Origin of the sequence: Lewinella cohaerens DSM 23179 (genome assembly GCF_000379805.1) — a bacterium.
Taxonomy (GTDB): Bacteria; Bacteroidota; Bacteroidia; order Chitinophagales; family Saprospiraceae; genus Lewinella; species Lewinella cohaerens.
The window spans coordinates 124,361-143,310 of record NZ_KB903587.1 but is presented as its reverse complement, the minus strand read 5'-3'; the positions used below and the strand labels follow the sequence as shown (position 1 = coordinate 143,310).

Annotated in this window: 12 protein-coding genes; 7 read left to right on the top strand and 5 right to left on the bottom strand. The window is 46.0% G+C overall.

Annotated elements, in window-relative coordinates; all coding sequences use genetic code 11:
• Window positions 1–10 precede the first annotated feature (10 nt).
• Window positions 11–3,001, bottom strand: a complete 2,991-nt coding sequence (locus A3EU_RS0125105) for a SusC/RagA family TonB-linked outer membrane protein (protein WP_020538951.1) — start codon at window positions 2,999–3,001, stop codon at window positions 11–13.
• 365 nt (window positions 3,002–3,366) lie between these two features.
• Entirely contained in the window at window positions 3,367–5,361 is a 1,995-nt protein-coding gene (locus tag A3EU_RS0125095) for a DEAD/DEAH box helicase (protein WP_425412743.1), read from the bottom strand.
• 1,153 nt (window positions 5,362–6,514) lie between these two features.
• Here A3EU_RS0125095 and A3EU_RS33275 point away from each other — a divergent pair.
• Window positions 6,515–7,222 carry a CPBP family intramembrane glutamic endopeptidase gene (locus A3EU_RS33275; protein WP_020538948.1) on the top strand — a complete coding sequence of 236 codons (708 nt, stop codon included), beginning with the start codon at window positions 6,515–6,517 and terminating at the stop codon, window positions 7,220–7,222.
• A gap of 15 nt (window positions 7,223–7,237) precedes the next feature.
• Here A3EU_RS33275 and A3EU_RS31805 read toward each other — a convergent pair whose 3' ends face one another.
• Entirely contained in the window at window positions 7,238–7,996 is a 759-nt protein-coding gene (locus A3EU_RS31805; protein WP_020538947.1) for a hypothetical protein, read from the bottom strand.
• A 44-nt stretch (window positions 7,997–8,040) separates the two neighbouring features.
• A complete protein-coding gene (gene uvrC, locus A3EU_RS0125080) occupies window positions 8,041–9,846 on the bottom strand; it encodes an excinuclease ABC subunit UvrC (protein WP_020538946.1) in 1,806 nt (601 codons plus the stop codon).
• A gap of 176 nt (window positions 9,847–10,022) precedes the next feature.
• Between uvrC and A3EU_RS0125070 the strand changes: the two genes are divergently transcribed.
• Complete coding sequence (locus A3EU_RS0125070) at window positions 10,023–10,970, top strand: carboxypeptidase regulatory-like domain-containing protein (protein ID WP_020538944.1); 948 nt, start codon at window positions 10,023–10,025, stop codon at window positions 10,968–10,970.
• A 47-nt stretch (window positions 10,971–11,017) separates the two neighbouring features.
• Here the strand turns inward: A3EU_RS0125070 and A3EU_RS0125065 are convergent, their stop codons facing one another.
• Window positions 11,018–12,013 (bottom strand): CHAT domain-containing protein, encoded by a 996-nt coding sequence (locus A3EU_RS0125065; protein WP_044086704.1) that lies wholly within the window; start codon window positions 12,011–12,013, stop codon window positions 11,018–11,020.
• A gap of 107 nt (window positions 12,014–12,120) precedes the next feature.
• Between A3EU_RS0125065 and manA the strand changes: the two genes are divergently transcribed.
• The 5 genes from manA (at window position 12,121) to A3EU_RS0125040 (ending at window position 18,439) form a co-directional block, all read left to right on the top strand.
• Window positions 12,121–13,314, top strand: a complete 1,194-nt coding sequence (gene manA, locus A3EU_RS31800) for a mannose-6-phosphate isomerase, class I (RefSeq protein WP_020538942.1) — start codon at window positions 12,121–12,123, stop codon at window positions 13,312–13,314.
• Window positions 13,315–13,398: 84 nt separating this feature from the next.
• Window positions 13,399–14,700: a sensor histidine kinase gene (locus tag A3EU_RS0125055; protein ID WP_020538941.1), complete on the top strand. Its 1,302-nt coding sequence runs from the start codon at window positions 13,399–13,401 to the stop codon at window positions 14,698–14,700.
• 57 nt (window positions 14,701–14,757) lie between these two features.
• Window positions 14,758–15,924, top strand: coding sequence for a hypothetical protein (locus tag A3EU_RS0125050; protein WP_044086702.1), 1,167 nt, complete (start codon window positions 14,758–14,760; stop codon window positions 15,922–15,924).
• Between the two features lie 33 nt (window positions 15,925–15,957).
• On the top strand, window positions 15,958–16,833 hold the full coding sequence (locus tag A3EU_RS0125045; protein WP_020538939.1) for an AAA family ATPase: 876 nt from the start codon (window positions 15,958–15,960) through the stop codon (window positions 16,831–16,833).
• 283 nt (window positions 16,834–17,116) lie between these two features.
• A complete protein-coding gene (locus tag A3EU_RS0125040) occupies window positions 17,117–18,439 on the top strand; it encodes a hypothetical protein (protein ID WP_020538938.1) in 1,323 nt (440 codons plus the stop codon).
• The last annotated feature ends 511 nt before the right edge of the window (window positions 18,440–18,950 follow it).

Sequence of the window (18,950 nt, the reverse complement as noted above, 5' to 3'; positions counted from 1 at the left end):
TAAAGTTTTTTTAGAAATCAGCGTTCAAGTGGAAGAAGAAGCGCCGAGAAGAAGGATAAGGAGTTACCTCAATGTTACCGGTAACGGCCTGAGAACCAAAGTTACTTACCTCTGGGTCATAACTGCCATAGTTGGTCCATAGTAGCATGTTGTTGGCAGAGACACCTAGTTTCAGACGCTTGAATACCCCTACTTCCTGAGGGAAAGTATAGTACAATCCTGCTTCACGTAACTTGAAGTAGCTGGTTTCTTCGATGAATGCACCAGCACCAGCATCTCCTGCACGAGCAGTAAAACGCTCATTACCGTTTAAAATTTCATCTCCGTCATCATCTCCATCCCAATCTGGTGAAGTACCACCATCATCCCACAAGAATGCAGAAAGATTGATCGCTGCACCACCACTCTGGTACTGCGTAACAATGCTGAAGTCCAAATTCTTCATAATGGTGATATTGTTAGACCAAGCCATGGTGAAGTCTGGCTGACGATCGCCGTGAATGGTGAAACCACCAGCAGGCAGATCTGTACCAGAAGGTGTACCGATAATCGTAGTAGGGGAGTAGCCTTCTGCGAGCAGGTATTGACCTAATGAAGCACCGAAACCACCTTGCAGGTATGGAGGGATATCTAGCTTAGTGATCTCAGACTCGTTTGACCAGTACAGTAAACGAGTGTACCAGTTGAAGTTTTCTCTTCTCACAACATTGACACCCAAGCCAAGCTCGATACCAGTGTTACGTAATTCCGCAGCATTGGTAGCAAGTACCGAAATACCAGAAGATTCTACGGGTTGTTGATCCAGGATAAGGCCAAACACGTCCTTCACGTAGTAGGTAGCTTCCAAGGTGATTCTGTTGTTCAGCATACCCAGGTCTACTCCAAATTCGAGTTCCTGTGCGGTCTCAGGCTCTAGGTCCGGATCTACAGCACGGGTACCTACTTGTGTGCCGATCTGACCACCAAGTAGCTGAGGGGTCAGTGATTCGAAGGTTGTACCGAAACGTGGTAAACCACCTGTTTGACCAAAGGCAGCACGTACTTTGAATTGACTGAAGAGATTGTCGCCCCAGAAATCAAATTCGTGCAGGTTGAATGCACCAGATAACTTAGGGAAAGCGTAGTATTTCTCCTGATCACGGTTGAGCGTAGAACGGTCGAATCGTATACCAGCAGAAACGATGATTTTGTCTTCCCAGTTCAGGTCTTCCTGAATAACAAAACCTAAATCAGTTACAGTGGTTTTAGTTTGCTCAAGTACACTCTGTACATTTGCCCATTGCAGGTTGTTCTGACCGGCAATCAAGCCACGGCCACGGTTGAGCACAAAGTCACCACGCTCGTCTAGGCGTACTGCCCCGACACTGGTGTTGGAGTTGATCTTACCTAGGTTCGTGTTGTAGGTCAAGAAAGCCTGGATGTTGTAGTTCAGATCATCCTGACGGCCACGCATCACATCACCAGGAGTCGCAGAAGCACGTTGGTGCTGCAAATCTTCCGGGAAGTAAACAAGTGAGTTGCCACTCAGGTAATCAATACCACCATTGATCTTAAACTTCAAGAAGGAATTAGCCGACTGATAGAGGTCAATGTCAATACTGGCAGCAGATACAAAACGATCTACTTGCTGATTGTTGACACCACGGTCTCTGATCGCAATAGGGTTGTCATTGAAGTAAGGGTTATCTGGGTAATTACCATTTTCATCTGGTTCCAGGTCAGCGTAAGTAGGCAGGTATGCCAAAGCATAACCAATACTACCACCCGAATTGTTCTGGTTACCAGTGAAACCACGGTCGTTATCACTCTTCATATAAGAAGAGTTAACACTCACTTTGATGCGGTCACTGATACGGTGATCAACGTTAGCACGGAGTGAGTAGCGATCAAAGCCAGTACCTTTAATGATACCATCTTCTGACAGTACACTACCAGAAACAAAAAACTGCGTCTTCTGGCTTCCTCCACTAACACTTACTTGTGTGTTAAGCAAAAGAGGTGTTTCACCGTAGAAGTACTCTTCCCAGTCTGTTGATTCCCGGCCTTCAGCCTTAGCAGCATTAAAAGCAGCAAGTTCTGTTGCTTGTCTTGCGGGGTCACCGTAGTAGTTGTTAATCTTGGTTTCATCCCAAACATCGAAGCCCTGGAAGTTTTGGCCGCGTGCAACACCAATATCTTGGCTGAATGATACACGGGTTTCTCCAGCTTTACCTTTTTTGGTGGTGATCAAGATCACACCTGCGTTGGCACGTGTACCATAGATGGCAGCTGCTGAAGGACCTTTCAGTATCTCGATACGTTCAATGTCATCAGGGTTCAAATCCGCAATACGGTTGGCTCCATCATCCTGGGTTGCTGAGCTTGCACCGCCAGTAGCACCATTTAACTGGCTACGACCAGTACGGATGGTAGAGTTGTTGACATAAACACCATCAATGATGTAAAGTGGCTGACTAGAGCCAGCACCCAGCGTAGAGATACCTCTGAGCTGAACGTTGACACCACCACCTGGTGCACCACCATTGGCAGTGATATTAACACCGGTAAGTTTGCCATATAAGGCATTGTCAACGGTCTGTGGTGTGGTATTGCCGGTCAATTCTCCTGAAGAGATAGTGGCTACAGCATTACCTGAGTTCGAGCGTTTAACGCCAGAAGCAAGACCTGTTACTACCACCTCATCGAGGCGAGCAATGTCATCTTCTAGCACAATAGCTAGCTGGCCTGAGCTTGGGCTAACAGCTACTTCTTGTGATTTAAATCCGGTATACGAGAAGATAGCTATGTTCTCAGAGCTTCCGGGGACGTTGAGTTCAAAATTACCGTCAAAATCGGAGATGGTACCGGTCGTAGTGCCTTTGACGAGAATGGATACCCCGATCAAGGGCTCACCAGCGGCGTCTTTCACACTACCCTTCACCATGTACTGTGCCATAGCAGGAGCTGCTAACAACAGCATGGCAACCAGCATCATACTGGCACGGGTAAAACAAATTTTCATACAAATTGGTTTTGATTAGTAAATGCGTTTTTCCTATTTTTTGCGGTCATTTGGTAATCTCGGGGTTTGAGATTTATAGGGAGAGCGAATATTTGTTCGTAAGGTAAAGCTATAACGAAAATACCATATCGTACGCGGCTTTGTATGTGAAATTTTATTTTTTTAATTCGATTTTATTTTTCATTGATGAATAAGGGCCTGAATATTAGTAAGTTGTTGTGCTTTATACTTAATAAACAAAAGATAGTTTTTTTGTTTTAGGTGCGAGGTAACCAACCATCTACCAAACAACCATCTAACCATCAAACCATCAAACCTTTTTTAACTAGTACGTTAGACGTTCGGGCTGAAGCCCAGGCTACTGTTTAACTGAGTAGGTAGTCAATATCTCCGCGCTCTAGCGAAAGCTTTCCACTAGCTCCCAGGATGTCTTCTGCCAGTTGGAGTTTGCGATTTTGGAGCTGTAGGATTTTCTCCTCGATACTGTCGCGTGTGATAAATTTCAGGGCAATGACATTCTTCTTTTGGCCGATACGGTGCGCCCGTGCTATTGCTTGTTGCTCGGTCGTGGGGTTCCACCAGGGGTCGAGGATGAATACGTAGTCGGCGGCTGTGAGGTTGAGGCCTGTACCTCCGGTTTTGATGGAAATGAGGAAGGATTGTATATCGGAGTTTTCCTGGAAACGGGCAATCTCGCTTTTCCGTTTATTGGCCGTAAGGCTGCCACTGAGCCAAGCATAAGGGCTTTCACGTTGTTCTAATTCCTGCCGAAACAGCTCCAGGTGCTTGACGAAAGAGCTGAACATGAGCACCTTGTGGCCACTGCGCTGGATGGTTTCCCACTGTTCCAGGATGTCTTGGTATTTGCCGCTGCCTTTGGTGTAGGTGTCATCCACCAATTTTGGNTGATTAACGAGCTGCCGGAGTTTGGTGAGCGTCTGTACAACCAGTATCCGGTATTTAGCGTTGGAGGCATCGAAATTTTCAAGGAGGTAATTGCGGGCGGCTGATTTCTCGCGCTCGTAGATTTTCCTTTGGTCCTTGGTCATTTCGGTATAAAACACCTGGGTAGTGAGTGGCGGTAAATCTTTGGCTACTTCTTCCTTGGTTCGCCGCAGTAAATAGGGCTGAACCAGCTTGCGAAGCCTGTCTTTTTGCTCTTCATCCCGTTGTCGTTCGATAGGGAGGATGAACTCTTTGCGAAAGAAGTTGTAGCTGCCCAATAAGCCTTCATTGATAAATTGCATTTGAGACCACAGGTCACTCAACGAGTTTTCGATGGGCGTACCACTAAGGGAGAGTTTGTGGCGTGCTTGCAGGCTATTGAGGGCTTTGAAGACTTTGCTTTCGCGGTTTTTGATCTGTTGACTTTCGTCTAAAATAATGTATTCAAACTCCAGTTGTTCTAACAGTTCTACATCGCGCAAGGCGGTTTGGTAGGTGGTCAGAATGGTATCGAAGCGCTTGAGCAAGCGAATATCCTTGTGGCGTTTTGGCCCAAAATGTTGGTAGACAGACAAGGACGGCACGAATTTCTTGATTTCACTCTCCCAGTTGTACAAAAGGGAAGAAGGCAGTACAATCAGGGCGTTCAGCGGCTGGAGGAAGTCTTCGTCATCAGGGGGCGCAAATAAACCGAGTTGCTGACCGGTAGCGTGCTGTGGTTTTTCTTCGTTTTTAGCGGCATTCTGTACTGCACGTTGCTCCTTGGCGTAAAGCAGCATGGCGATGGTTTGCAGGGTTTTACCCAAGCCCATATCGTCTGCCAAACAACCACCCAATTCATTTTTGTGCAACTGTGCCAACCATTTTACGCCCTCCAATTGATAAGGCCGCAACTGTGCTTTCAGCAGCGGAGATGGCGTGTAATTGACCGTTTCTACCTGTAAATCTGTGGTGTCAGGAACATCGAGGGTCTCTAGTAAGGTATACTGGCTTTTGGTCAATCGCAGGTTGCCGCCTTCTGTTTTGCCAAAATCTACGACCTGCTTATAGCGGTTGAGCCATTCTTCGGGGATCAGGAAATAGGTTCCGTCGGGGAGCGGGAAAAAGCGGTTGTTATTTCGGATGTACTTGGTTAAGGCCAGAAATGGGAAGCGATGCTCTTCTACAACCACTTCGCCTTTGAGGTCAAACCAGTCGGATTCCGTTTGTACTTCCAGGTCGATTTTGGGGAGGGCCAGCTGGATAGACTTTTCGTCTAATTCCGGGGTTTCAATGGTGAAACCGGCAGCGAGCAGGGTTTCCCTTTGTTGGGCCAGCCACTCCAGGATGCCGTAGGCATTGTCTTCGGGGCCAGCTACTTCAAAATGGCTTTGGTGCTCCTTGCGAACGAGGGTAAATTCTTCGAGGCGCTCCATAAAGGCTGCTTCGGCTACGGGGTTTCGCCTGATTTGTGAAATCTTGATTTCTTCCCCTGACATATCCATCGAAGTCCGACTTTTTCTGGCTTCCTGCCAGCCGAAGAAGGCGTCTTGATAGACCATTTCTACGGCTAGTATCCAGCGTTCTTCGAATAAATGTTTGACCGTTTTTAGGCGGCAAGCCAAGAGTTCATTATGCTGTACAACGGCGAAGCCTTCGGCCTCAACCTCGACTTTGTTGACAATTTTCATGATGAAATTGCGAAAGTAGGCATTGACAGAAGCTGCGGGGATTCGGACCTCTGATTTTTGCCGGAAAGGCTTTACCAGAAAACCGTTGATGTGATTGAGGCGATACAATTTATAGTCGGCACAAATCCATCCGGTAGGTTGGTTGGTGAGTGCTACGACCTCTTTTTCCCGGATGGGCCATTCTTTTTCTCCTGTAAAAAGGCGTAATTGGTAGAGCACTGCATCGTCGGTCTTCTTGAAATAGAGCTGTGGTTCGAGTGGCTCTTTGACGAGTTCTACGATAAAGTCTTTGACCAATACCCGCCGTTCTACCTGCCAGCTAAGTGGGAGGTCATGTCTGAAGATCAGCTGAAGAATCTGGTCTAACCGACGATGAACATAATTTTGAATTGCTTTAAAAAGCTCTCGGTCTTCCAGCATTTGCACCAGGGGAGGGGGCTTTCGGCGACCTTTGTGGAAATGTTTAAGAATAACATCCGGCTGAAGTTCGTCGATCAGGCGAAAGATGACTTCCCGGGTAGGGGTAAGTTCCAGTTCAAAGGCTCCAATAGTAGCCGTGGTGGCTTTTTGCTTAATGTGTGCGAGGTAGCCATCCTGATCACGCGTAACCACGAAGGCCTCTGGGAGGAAAAGCTCCTTGGCATATTCGTTGAGGTTGTAGACAACATCAACAACTTCTTTTGGTACTACGGTAGGTTTGAACATAAAGGTTGGGACGAGGTAAGTGAGCGTAAAAAATAAGCAATTGACTAAAGACAAACTGCAAGAATACTAAAAATGCTTCTTTGTCTCAGCTCAGGAAAAAAGAAATTTGAGCAGGCTGGAAATAAAATTACTTTCCGCCTGCAATAGGGAAGAGATATAGTATATTTGTTAGTTTTGGCATTCAATCCTGTATATGCTATTGCACTGGTCAGATCATTTACTGTTTATCATTGTGGGGATCATCATTCCGTTGCGAACGGTTTTGGGGACGCAACCCCAGCTAGCCAAAATGCGCTTCAATACCCGGATGAAAATTCAGTTATATTGGGGCAATAACCTCTGGCTATGGCTGTTGTGTGGTGCAGTAGCCGGGGTGTGGTGGTTCAATGACCGCTCCTGGGAGTTGATTGGTCTGCAAAGCGAACTGCAATGGCCAACTGGATGGCCCTTGATCGTTTTTGCTGTTTTTGCGTTGTTGTACGTTTGGGATACCATCAGCGAGGTCAACAGCCAGCAACATCGTGAGGTGACGGCAGAAAACCTTCAATCAGAATTGGGCTTTCTGCCCACTACGGCCTACGAATATTTCCATTTTATCTTTTTAGCGCTTACGGCGGGGATTTGTGAGGAATTCATTTTTCGAGGTTATTTCATTCGCTATTTCCAATGCTTGCTAGGGTCGGAGGAGACGTATACGTTGGCCATCCTGCTACCAGCGTTGATCTTCGGTGCGGTTCACTTTTATCAAGGCTGGCGGGCGGTTGTTAAAATCACAGCGATGGCCATTATGTTTGGCTATGTTTTTGTGCATACGGGCAGCCTGTGGGTACTGATGATGGTACACGCATTTATTGACCTGCTGGGTGGGTTAATTGCCTGGCAGTTGTTGCGGCGGCGGTAGAGAGAATTATTACCACTACTTACTTACCTCACAATATTCCTCCGTACGACTAATATTATGGATGACAAGATTGCTGTTTTTCTGAACAACAAACTCACTGAGTCCTATATTGGTTTTGTTTTTCCGGTTCCAATCGTAGGTATAGCCGAGTTCTGTCCAAGGGTAATTCTTGTTCCAGTCTGGGTTGTAATAAGAGGCCAGCCGCAAATCATTGATCCATTCCTTGTGGTCTTCACTGACATCGGCAGGGAAGGCTAAGTCACAGGAGCCATCGGTTATTTCCGGATCGGGGCAGGGGCGGAAGAGGTCTTTGGGTTGCACCCAAAATTCAACGAAATACTGCTTTTTAGTATCAGGGGGTAAACCTAATAATTGCTTTAACCGCAAATCCAATCCTTCTCTGCGCCCAAAAGCAGGCGTTTGACATTGTTGTTGAAGCTGAGGCGCGAGTGTTACCCAAATAGGGTAGTTGCCTGTATTGTAGTAGCCAGTAGAGGGGTTGGGGACGTAATAGGTGGTGTCATTTTGCCAGGTAGCAACCAGGATATGCTTAATCCCATTGATGGTTTTTTGGACAAGCGCATCATTGGTAGGGATAACTTGCGTCAGCGTTTGAGAAATCTCCCAAGGTTGAGGTTTCGCAGCATCACCAACGACGTCTGAATATATCTTTTGAACTTTTACTTCATCGTAATCCTTGGTCAAAAGGCGGGGTGAACAACTGACAATGGCCACCAAGGACAAAGCAACGAGGAGCCGAGTAAGGGTTTGCATAATGTGTTTTAGGTTTTACTTGGAACGCCTGAATTTAATAAAAATTAGCTGTTTTCCTTCCAGTAATCCAATAACTTCTTGGCTACATTGAGGTTGGTGACACTGGCAATCTCTGAAGCGCGGGCTTCCTGCACTTTTTTCAATGACCCAAAATGGATGAGGAGCTTTTCGGCGGTCTTTTCACCGATGCCTGGGATATTTGTCAGTCCGCTCTTGGTGAAATATTGGGACCGCTTGTCTCTGTGGAAGGTGATCGCAAAGCGGTGGGCCTCGTTTCGAGCATGCTGAATGACTTTAAGGCTCTCTGATTTTTTATTGATTAATAAAGGGACCGAATCATTGGGGAAGAAGATTTCCTCCAGCTTTTTGGCGATACCAACTACGGTAATTTTCCCTTCCAGGCCTAGTTTGATAATGCTTTTCATGGCAGAACTCAGTTGGCCTTTACCACCGTCTACGATGATTAACTGGGGGAGGGGCTGCTCTTCGTCGAGTAAGCGCTTGTAGCGGCGGTAGACGACTTCCTCCATACTCGCAAAGTCATCAGGCCCGACGACTGTCTTGATGTTGAATTTGCGGTAATCTTTCTTGCTGGGTTTACCATTTTTGAATACCACACAGGCGGCTACGGGGTTGGTTCCCTGGATATTGGAGTTGTCAAAACATTCGAGGTGGAAAGGCACCTGATCCATTTGCAGGTCTTCCTGCATGGTTTTTAGAATTCTCTCCGTTGGGGTTTGTTTGGTAGCGTAGGTGGCTGCTTGTTTGCGTTTTTGCAGCAGGTAGTAATGGACGTTTTTTTCACTGAGTTCCAGCAGTTTTTTCTTGTCACCAATTTTGGGAACAACAACGGTTGCCTCCGTATCTGGAATTTCAATCTCAGCGCTGAGGATGATTTCCGGGGCGATACTGTTGAAGCGCTCCCGGAGGCGAGGAATCACAAATTGGAGCAAATCTTCCTCTTCGTCATCCAAATTGGGGATCAACTCCTGGGTATGGGTATGGATGATTGCACCATTCACTACTTTTAGGTAGTTGACATAGGCTTCTTTTTCATCAATAGCCAGACTGAAAATGTCAACATCACGAATAGTGGTACTGACCACTGTGCTTTTTGCCTGGTAGTCTTCAAAAGCGGTGAGGCGCTCTTTCAGTCTCTGCGCAAACTCGAATTCGAGGTTTTCGGCATATTGCTGCATTTTATCCGTAAAATGCTGCTTTACTGGCCCGAAATTGCCTTTGAGGATGTTCTTGATCTGATCGATCTTTTCGTTGTAATCTTCTTCTGACTCCAATCCTTCACAGGGGCCCATACAGTTTTTGATATGGTATTCCAGGCACACTTTTACCTTACCGGCTTCAATGTTCTTTTCACTGAGGTTGAAGGTGCAGGTACGTAGCGGAAACAATTGTTTGATGAGATCAAAGATGATTTTGATCTTGCCTTTACTGGTGTAGGGCCCAAAGTAAGTACTACCATCACGGATGACTGTTCTGGTGAAAAACACCCTTGGGAAACGCTCCTTTTTGATGCAGATGTAGCTATAGGTCTTGCCATCTTTGAGCATCACATTGTAGCGCGGCTGATACTGTTTGATCAGCGCGCTTTCCAGGAGTAGGGCGTCTGTTTCTGTTTCAACGACAGTGAATTCCAGCCGAGCAGCGTTTTTTACCATGATCCGGGTACGATGTATTCGGTCCTTACGGTCTCCGAAATAATCGGCAGTACGACTCCGCAAGCTTTTGGCCTTCCCTACATAAAGGATATTATCCTCACTATCAATAAAGCGGTAAACCCCTGGTTGTTTGGGGATGGTATCCGAAATGGCTTGGTAGTCAGCTGTGATCATTAATCAGGTAGGAAATAATTAGGAACAATAATAAAACAAATGATTGGGAAAAAGTTGAGGCAGACAGGAAAATTAGTTTACAAAGGCATCAGCCTCCTGACTTATGGCCGGCATTGGTGGCAAAAGTATTGTAAAAAGAAAGACCTTACTTTTTTATTGAAGTTTTCAAGATACTAATGATGCGATTACTATTCCTGCTTTTATTTTGGTGGCTATTCGTAGAGGGCTTATGGGCACAATCCTCCGATTTTTTTGGAAAGATAAAAGAAGCTGAAACGAATGAAAATGTTCTCTTTGGCACTGTTGAACTCTATCAAGATGGGCTCCTGAAGTCAGGTACAGAAACTGATTTTGATGGAAATTATGTGTTTCGTAATGTAACAGCTGGTATATATGTTTTGCAAGCTAGTTATTTAGGGTTTCAAACGAAAAAGGTCGTTGATATAACCGTCTTGCCTGGAAAGAGAATCAAGGTTGACATTGTTTTAGCAAAGGAGACCCATAGCGGGCAAGTACCCGCTGTAGTCGTATACGAGCCTTCAGAAGTTGCAGATATTTCTGAAAACGGAGGAGGATTGACTGCGGAACAAATCAGGGCTTTACCAACGCGGCAAATTAACGGTTGGGCCCCCGTGGATAATGACCTTTATAGTGAAGAGCAGAAGGAAGAGCCCTTTCCAGAAGAAGAAGTTACGATAGCGCCTGTAGAAATAAGAGCCTATCGTGTTCCGCTGGTGGACATTGATATTTGCTTTGCTGGTGGCGGTTCAGAAATAGGGGGGAATGCGCTCAATTGGTTTCGCTGGGAAAATGTTACCCCTCATTCGGTGGTCAGTAACAGCACTTTTTCGCCGCTTTCATTGGGTAGCCTAAGCGGTTTTGTCAGCAATACAGTGAACGGAGAAGCTTGTTCTTTTACTGAAATTACATTGAAGAAGAATGGTGCAAAAATCCGCTCAGTAACTACGGATTTACAGGGCGAGTATCATTTTATTGATCTGGTACCGGGCCGCTATGAATTGGTTGTACCTCGTTCTAAAGCTGCACGAGCAGCAACCTCCGTTATTGAAATCACGGGTGGGGTAGAATCCGATTACAATATTAATATCCAAGCCCTTAAATGAACCATCCAACCATCCAACTATCAAACCCTCGAACCCTCGAACCTATTCTACCATTCCACCTTCACCCCATCCTTATAAAGCAGGAAGCGATCTTCGGGTTCGTTGAAAGCCAGTGCCTGGTTGATACCGAAATCAACGGCACCCTCGATGTCCATGCCTTGGGCAATGCCAAAGTAGAAGCCTGATGCGAAGGCGGTAGCGGCTTTGTCGCCAACACTCCAACTGGTACCGACCACATAGGGAACAATTTTGGAGATAGCTTCGGCCTGCTGGCTGGAATGGCAAGCGTTAAAAACAACGGCTTTGATGGGGATGTTTTGCCGCTTCACCATACTCTTAAAGGTACGCTTCAGAAAGGTCGTATTTACGAAATGAGCGTGGCGTTTGTCTTCATCTAGTAGGAAAATACCGGATTCTTCTTCTTGTTTAGCCGCTGATTTTGAAGTGGTATCTTTTCTGCCTGCTCGACTTTCCTGTATCATGCTCTGCACCTCAGGTGCTTTACGGTCACCGTGGCCGGAAAAGTGAACGATATCGGGTTTTTCTAAGAAGAGGTATTCAGCAAATTCAGAAGGCGTAACGGCTTGTCTGAACTTTAAGGGGAATTTTTCGGGCTCCAATGCTTCTTGCAGGCGTGCAGAAACCCGGCTATGCTCGGTGGTAAGCTGCAACTTAGCGGTATCAGAGGGGTTAGAGGCCAGGAACAAAATCTTGGTGATGCCATCATCAACTGCTGCATCAGGCACAGGGTTTGCCGGAGGAGGAGCAGGTATTGCGACCGGTTTTCCGGCAGGTTGATCACTCAGGCCAGATAAAAGGCCGAGTAAACCGTGGGTAAGCTGTGCTTCTTCTTTACGGAAATCATCATCATCGATGATACCAATCATTTTATTTTTTTTGTTGGTATTATACCTACTTTGGAAAATGGTAACAGTTGTGCTATTATCTGTATCGTTGACTACTGCTGGTAATTCAGCGGCAGCATTGATGGCACGGCCTAGTTTAGCGTTTCGGAGTAAATCCTTTATTTGCGGTATCGTCATTTTATTATTATCTATGGGCTGGGGAAACAATGATACCAAGTTTTATCTTTTTTTCAGGTATCTCAACTTGACTTTCTACACTTTTATCATAAATGGTTTGATTGACAATGAAAGAAAATCACATATACAAACTTCGTGGCGTTGTCCAGCATTACCAGTGGGGTGGAACGGATTTTTTACCCAGATTGTTACATGAAACCAACGAAGATAATGAACCCTGGGCCGAATACTGGATGGGCGTTCACCCAAAAGGAACCGCTAAAGTATTAACAGAGAAAAGCGCTAAGGATTTATCGGTTCTGCTCCAAGAGCATCCCGAATTTTTAGGAGAAGAAGTAAGAAATACTTTTGGTGAACTGCCTTTTCTTTTCAAAGTTCTTGACGTAAAGGAGATGCTCTCTATCCAGTTGCATCCTACGCGCGAGGTAGCCGTTGAACGCTTTGAAAAAGAAGAAGCGGCAGGCATACCACTCCTGGCGGCGCATCGAAATTATAAGGACAAAAACCATAAGCCAGAGGTCATGGTTGCTTTGACGGACTTTTGGCTTCTCCATGGTTTTCGGCATAGGGATGCTATTGAAAAATCATTACACACCTTACCTGGTTGGGACAAACTGGTCCCGGAATTAGCGGCGAAAGGAGTGCCCGGTTTATACGAAAAGGTGATGACAGCTACAGAGGAAGAGGTTTTCTCTTTATTGGAACCATTGTACCATCACCTAAGAGAAAAGCAGGAAGAACTTACGCCTAGTCATCCTGACTATTGGGCTTGGCAAGCCTTTTTGCAATACAGTAGCGAAGGACATCACGATCGAGGTATCTTCTCTATCTATTGGTTCAATTTGGTGTATCTGGCCAAGGGGGAAGGCATCTTCCAAGACGCTGGCATTCCTCATGCTTATTTGCGGGGCGTGAACGTCGAATTAATGGCAAATAGTGACAATGTGCTACGTGGAGGCCTCACGCCGAAGCATATTGATGTACCTGAACTACTCGACAATATTAATTTTGAAGCAGTTGTGCCTCAAATATTACTTGGGGAGAAGGATCATGATAAGGGGCTTGACTATCCGGTGCCGGTACCAGATTTTACATTGAAGCAGTGCCGTTTGGCAAAAGGAGAAATCACTACGGGAATGGAAAATGGCCCACGAATTTTATTGGTAATCAGCGGAAAAGCAAGCTTAAATGGGCAGTTTTTTCAACAGGGAGAGGTGGCCTTTATCCCCGGGGGTAGAACACTTCATTGTATGAATTCAGGAGAGGAAAACCTACATTTCTTTGTTGCTGGTGCATGTTGAAGCATGAATAGATGATTGAATGTTAATTGGTTTTATATCTTTTTTATTATTACCTTTATTTAGCACCCTTTTGTAATACCAGGCATGACAATTGATTATCAGCAACGTTATAAGCTAGAACTAGCTCATAAAACCCTGAATTGGGGTAAGTACATTGCATTTATAGCAATTGTGTTTATCGTCTTGTTTTATTTTGGTGATATATATGATCTCCAATTAAAAAATACATTGCCTTGGCGACTCTTAGGACTTGCTGGCCCTGTGCTCTACCTGTGCTCTCGCATGATTGTTCCTCTTCAAGATAAGGTGGTCTTTTTCTACAGCCTAATGATGTTGTTAATCATTGCGATGATGTCTATAATGGCTGCCCATATTTTTATTGATCCTGATGCAACTGATAGGCAGTTGTTTGCAATAACAACAGGATATACGACCGTCTGGGTATTGATTGCTGTAATTGCTTTTGGTGGCCGTAGGCCAATCAGTTTTGTGGGGGGAGGAATATTGATTTTGACCTTGCTGGTTAGTTATTCGTTAGGAAATATAACCACCGGAATTGGGTATATTTTATCCATGCTTATGGCTGGTATTATTGCGATCATCTTGATGATGATTCAGTCCAAGTATGACCGTGAGCGTGCTTTTAGTGTTTATGCCTTAGAGGATAGCAGGGATACGATTAAAAAACAAGCAGAAGATTTACAGCTTGCCAATGATAACATGATGACATTTACAAGGGCAATGTCTCATGATTTGCAAAGCCCACTCAGAAGTGTTCGCTCTTTTCTGGATTTATACGAACAGCGTAGTAAAAACAGACTTCCTGAGGATACCCAAGAGTATCTCGATCTTGCTCGGCATTATTTGGAAAGAGGGCAAGCTGTGGTTAGTGATCTTTTGACCTATTCAAAAATAGGCAAAGACCCCATCGTGAAAAGCTCTGTAGATTTAGCTAGCTTGAGTGAAGAAATTATAACAGAAGTTACAGCAGCGCTTGATGATAAAGAGAAGTTTACTTTTGATTACAAATTGGAAGACCCTGTTCTCGCTGCTGATGAGAAACTATTGTGGCATGTTTTACAAAACTTAATCAGTAACGCGATTAAGTTTTCTCAAAAAACAGACTCACCCTTGATTATCATCCGATCTAACCGGGTAGGCACTGAAACGATCCTTGAGATTAAAGACAATGGAGTAGGCTTTGATCAAGACTTCAGCACCGAATTAGGCAAGCCTTTTACTCGACTGCATGGCAGTGAGTTCAGTGGAACGGGCATTGGCCTATCTATTGTTCGTCAAGTCATGGAGTTGCATTCTGGCCGATTTTGGGCGATTAGTAAACCAGGGGAAGGTGCGAGTTTTTTCTGTGCTTTCCCGAATGAATAAGGAATGGTGCATTAAAAAAGGCTGTAATTCGCTTTCTTCTTAGCCAACCGGAATATTATGAAGTCCTATTTACTACTAGCGCTAATTTTATTTACGGGTATTCTCAGTAATGCCCAAAACTGGACCCCCGCACATTGGCAAACCACAACCGGACAGTTAGACAGCGGAGACGTTAAGGTTCCAAAAATAATGTTGACCAAGGCCTGGCAAATCCGGTATCGTTCACAAACGGGTATTCCCCTGGAAGGAGAAAACATAGATTGGCTGGTAACCAATGGAGATACGCTATTTTATCGCGAGCACTACGATATTGGAACCAGCACCTTGTACCAGCAAGTAGTAGGAGGTGAGGTTGATCTTTATCATGGGATTGCTCGCAAGGGGGCATTTGATTGGCAGCTACATTCACCTCTTGGATATAAGCAAGTCGATCTTTTTGATTTATCAGCTCAAATGAGGACTATGGTAGGGGAAGGGTGTCCAAATTTTGAGCTAAAGTCTAAGGATAAACCAACTACTTACAATTTACTGTTAGCCACAGAGGAAATTAATCATTGTGTAGGGCCAGATGCTCTTCGGTATTCCTTTTTGGGAAAGCCTGTTAAGTGGCGACTTAATTTTGGTTTGATAACTCCTATCAACCTGATTAATCAGTCAGATAACCTGGGGGCTTATTGGGGCGTTCGCGTTGCGGCTGAGCGTAATTTTCGCCGCTTGTTTAATGGTTTCCATCTTACGGCAGGTTTGCAACCTTATTACTATCGACAAACTTCTAACCTGACTTTGGGGCCATTGAATGGAACTTACGCACAAGAATGGGAGATGAGTGCCCTTCAAACCAATGTAGGTGGTAAACTAGAACCCTTTCCTACCTTTCGCATTTCTCCTTTTGCAGAACTAGGCTTTGGAATGGTGGTTCCTTTCTCACACCAGCGATATGCTATTTTGAAAGAAGGGGAACCCCAAAGTCCGGGATATCCCATTGTAAGTAGTGTGAAAGGTGGAATGAAGACCAGCTATGGCATCTATTGGGCCTACGGGCTAAAAGCCAAATACAATGAAAAGTGGGCGGTTTTACTGCAAATATCCAGAGACGGCATGTTTGTAGATGTTGATTACGGCGACTTGTCGGGAGGTAGCCGGAGTTTGTTTTTTAATCAGGATAATGCCCTGCTCATTGGGGAATGGCAGCGCTGGGAGTTACTTTTGCAACGACAATTTTAGGCTCAACTTATTTTTGCGCAATACAACTATCTTATGGCACTGACTTCCTTATGGACGGGATCTGAAAATTATTTATGCGACGCGGAACTGGCCCAGGCTTTTCACATGGCCAGAGTGCTGGGGATGCCATTGCTCATTGAAGGTGAACCCGGAACAGGCAAAACAGAGCTTCCATTACAATACGCAAAAGAACAGGGCTTGGAGCTATTTGTTTTTCCTGTAGGTTCGAAGAGTACCGTCGAGCAGTTTGTCGCCAACTTTGACCATGTACGCTATTTACGTGATTCTCAGGTGGAGGTGCTCAATGCACAACGAGAGGAAAAAGGATTGGAACCCCTCAGTAGTAGCGGGCGAATGACCGAAAATCTCGATGATTACGTACAGCTAGGGCCAGGCGCAAAAGCCTACCTAAAACCCCATTCTGTGTTGCTGATTGACGAAATAGATAAGGCACCTCGTGAATTTCCCAATGATTTGCTTTATGCCCTGAGCCACCGAGCATTCATCCTCCCAGAGTCCGGCCGAACCATCGAAGTGTCAGAAACAGATATGCCAGCTGTAGTCATTACCAGCAACCGTGAGCAGGAGCTGCCCACAGCGTTCAAGGGGCGTTGTATCTACCACTATATCCGCTTTCCGGAACCCGCTACCATGCGCCAAATCATCGCCAAACACTTTACCAAACTGGAACCCCAATTATTGGACAGGTGCCTCGATTTATTTTACCAACTCCGCGAAATGGGCCTGGAACGAGCCCCCTCCACCAGGGAACTCCTCAACTGGATCAAATACCTCCAGGCTTTCTCTCCCGAAGAAGCACAATCACGCATACAAGAACGTAGCGGTATGGGCGTCCTCGTGAAAACCCAAAAGGATATGGAAAAGGTCTTACGCCTCTACGGGAAATGATTTTTTCTGTTATAAAAGTGTAAGGGGGTAAAAGTGTAAAAGTTTTTTCCAACAACCATTAGCCCAATCCCCGGCTCTTCCCGTTGTTGGAACTGCTTCGTTTCGGGATGTGTTTGAAAGGGGGAAGGGAGGCTTGATGCGCGAGGATGTTTAGGTTAGTTTTTGCCACGGCTGAAATTCGTGGATTTAACCTATAGGAAATGCTAGGTTCTGGTATATTTGATGCTAGCGAAACCACCCAACTATCTAACAAACAACCAACTAACCATCTAACCATTAAATCATGTTCTCCACCCTCCCACATACCTTTCGCGAGCACGGCCTACAGGCAGATGTGCGTACGCTCTTGCTGCTTCGCAAAAGCCTGGAGCGTGGATTGGTGCGCACGCTGGGTGATTTGTATCTGGTGCTAAAAGGTTTGGTCACCAATGACCCCAAGGATTACGGCCCTTTCTCAGAGGCTTTTTACGCCTATTTTCTGACCATCGACTTCCAGCCGGGAGAAAAACTAGAGCAAGCGATCCAGCGCTCCCGCGTATATCAAGAGTGGCTAGAACGCGAAGATCTGCTAGATGAAGAGACCGACGAAGATTTGGTAGACCGCTTCCTGAATGAGATTCACATGAGCAGCTACGATATTCAGCAGATGCTAGATGGCGAAGCCATTTTCAGGGAAGACAATCCCGATTTGGCCGACACCGATGATATTCCTGACGAGCAGGGTATGGCCGACACCGATGACAGCCCCATCCAGCAAGGAGCAGATTATAGCAATATGTCCTTAGAGGAATTGCTGGAGCGGATGCGGCAGATCGCCGAGCAGCAGAAAACCCAACATCGGGGAGGTAGCCACTGGATAGGGCAGGGGGGCATGTCTCCCTACGGTCATGGTGGTGCTGCCGCTGGAGGTATTCGTCTCGGAGGCCCGGGAGGCGGAAAGATGGCCCGTAAAGTCATCGGCGACCGCCAGTATTACCCCGTTGATCGCAAAATGCCCCTTCAGGATGACAATATCGATGTTGCCCTCTCCTTTTTGAAAGGCATTGAGGAAGAATCAGCCCAAAGCATCCTCGATATCCCCGAGACCGTCCGCGAAGGCGTGCGTCAAGGAGGCTTGTTTTTACCCGTACAAAAAGACAAGAAAGAACAAAAGCTCCAAGCTATTCTCATGGTCGACAACGGTGGCCGCTCCATGACTCCCTACGTGCGGATGATCCTCAAGCTGTTTTCCAAAATGAAACGTCGTTTTGCCCACGACCTCAAAACCTACTACTTCCACAACACCATCTACGGCGGCGCTTATACGGACCCCGCCCGCCGCAACTTCGAACCCATAGACAAGATATTGGCCAACGCCAAAGACTATCAGGTTTTCGTCATTGGTGATGCAGACATGGCCCCTTACGAACTCTCTCAGTCCAGCATCGCCCAGTGGCAGTCTATCCATGCCCGTTTCCCCCGTGCCGTTTGGCTCAACCCCCTCCGCGAGCGTTATTGGGAGTACGCCTTCACCGTTAGCATCATCAAAAGTTTCTTTCCCATGTACCCCCTCACCGTAGGTGGTTTAGAAAAGGCCGTCCTTTACCTCAATTCTAAGAAGGTATAGAGCTGTTTCCGGGCCACGGCCCGCCCATGTACCCCGCTGGCGGGGTCGACGCAGAGCGTCGGAGGTGGGTTTTCTAAGACCAGGTTGATTGTTTCCGACAGGGGCTCGGAGTAGGGGGCTAGCGGCCACCCGTTTTTCGAACCGCAGCATAGTTGCCCAGTCTGATATACGACCTCTGCTGAGGTCCTTAAATTTCTATGCCTGCTGGAAGGAATCCTGCAGATGCCTTTCAACTTTATTAGACACAAATCCAGACGCTCATGTTAGTCTGCTCATGTTAGTCCCCAGACTAACATGCGATATCCCGCTGGTCCCCTGACCAGCATTACTACCCGCTATAGGCACATTAGAGCTTTCAAGCAACACCCAATACCTTCCAGATTTAGTGGTCAAATCCTGATTTTATGGATTGCAGTTGAAGTTTTTTACCACTTAGTTTGCTTTTTAAACTAAGTGCCTGTATATTTGTCGCATTGATACTTCGTTTAGAAATAAAACAAACTAAAAACCC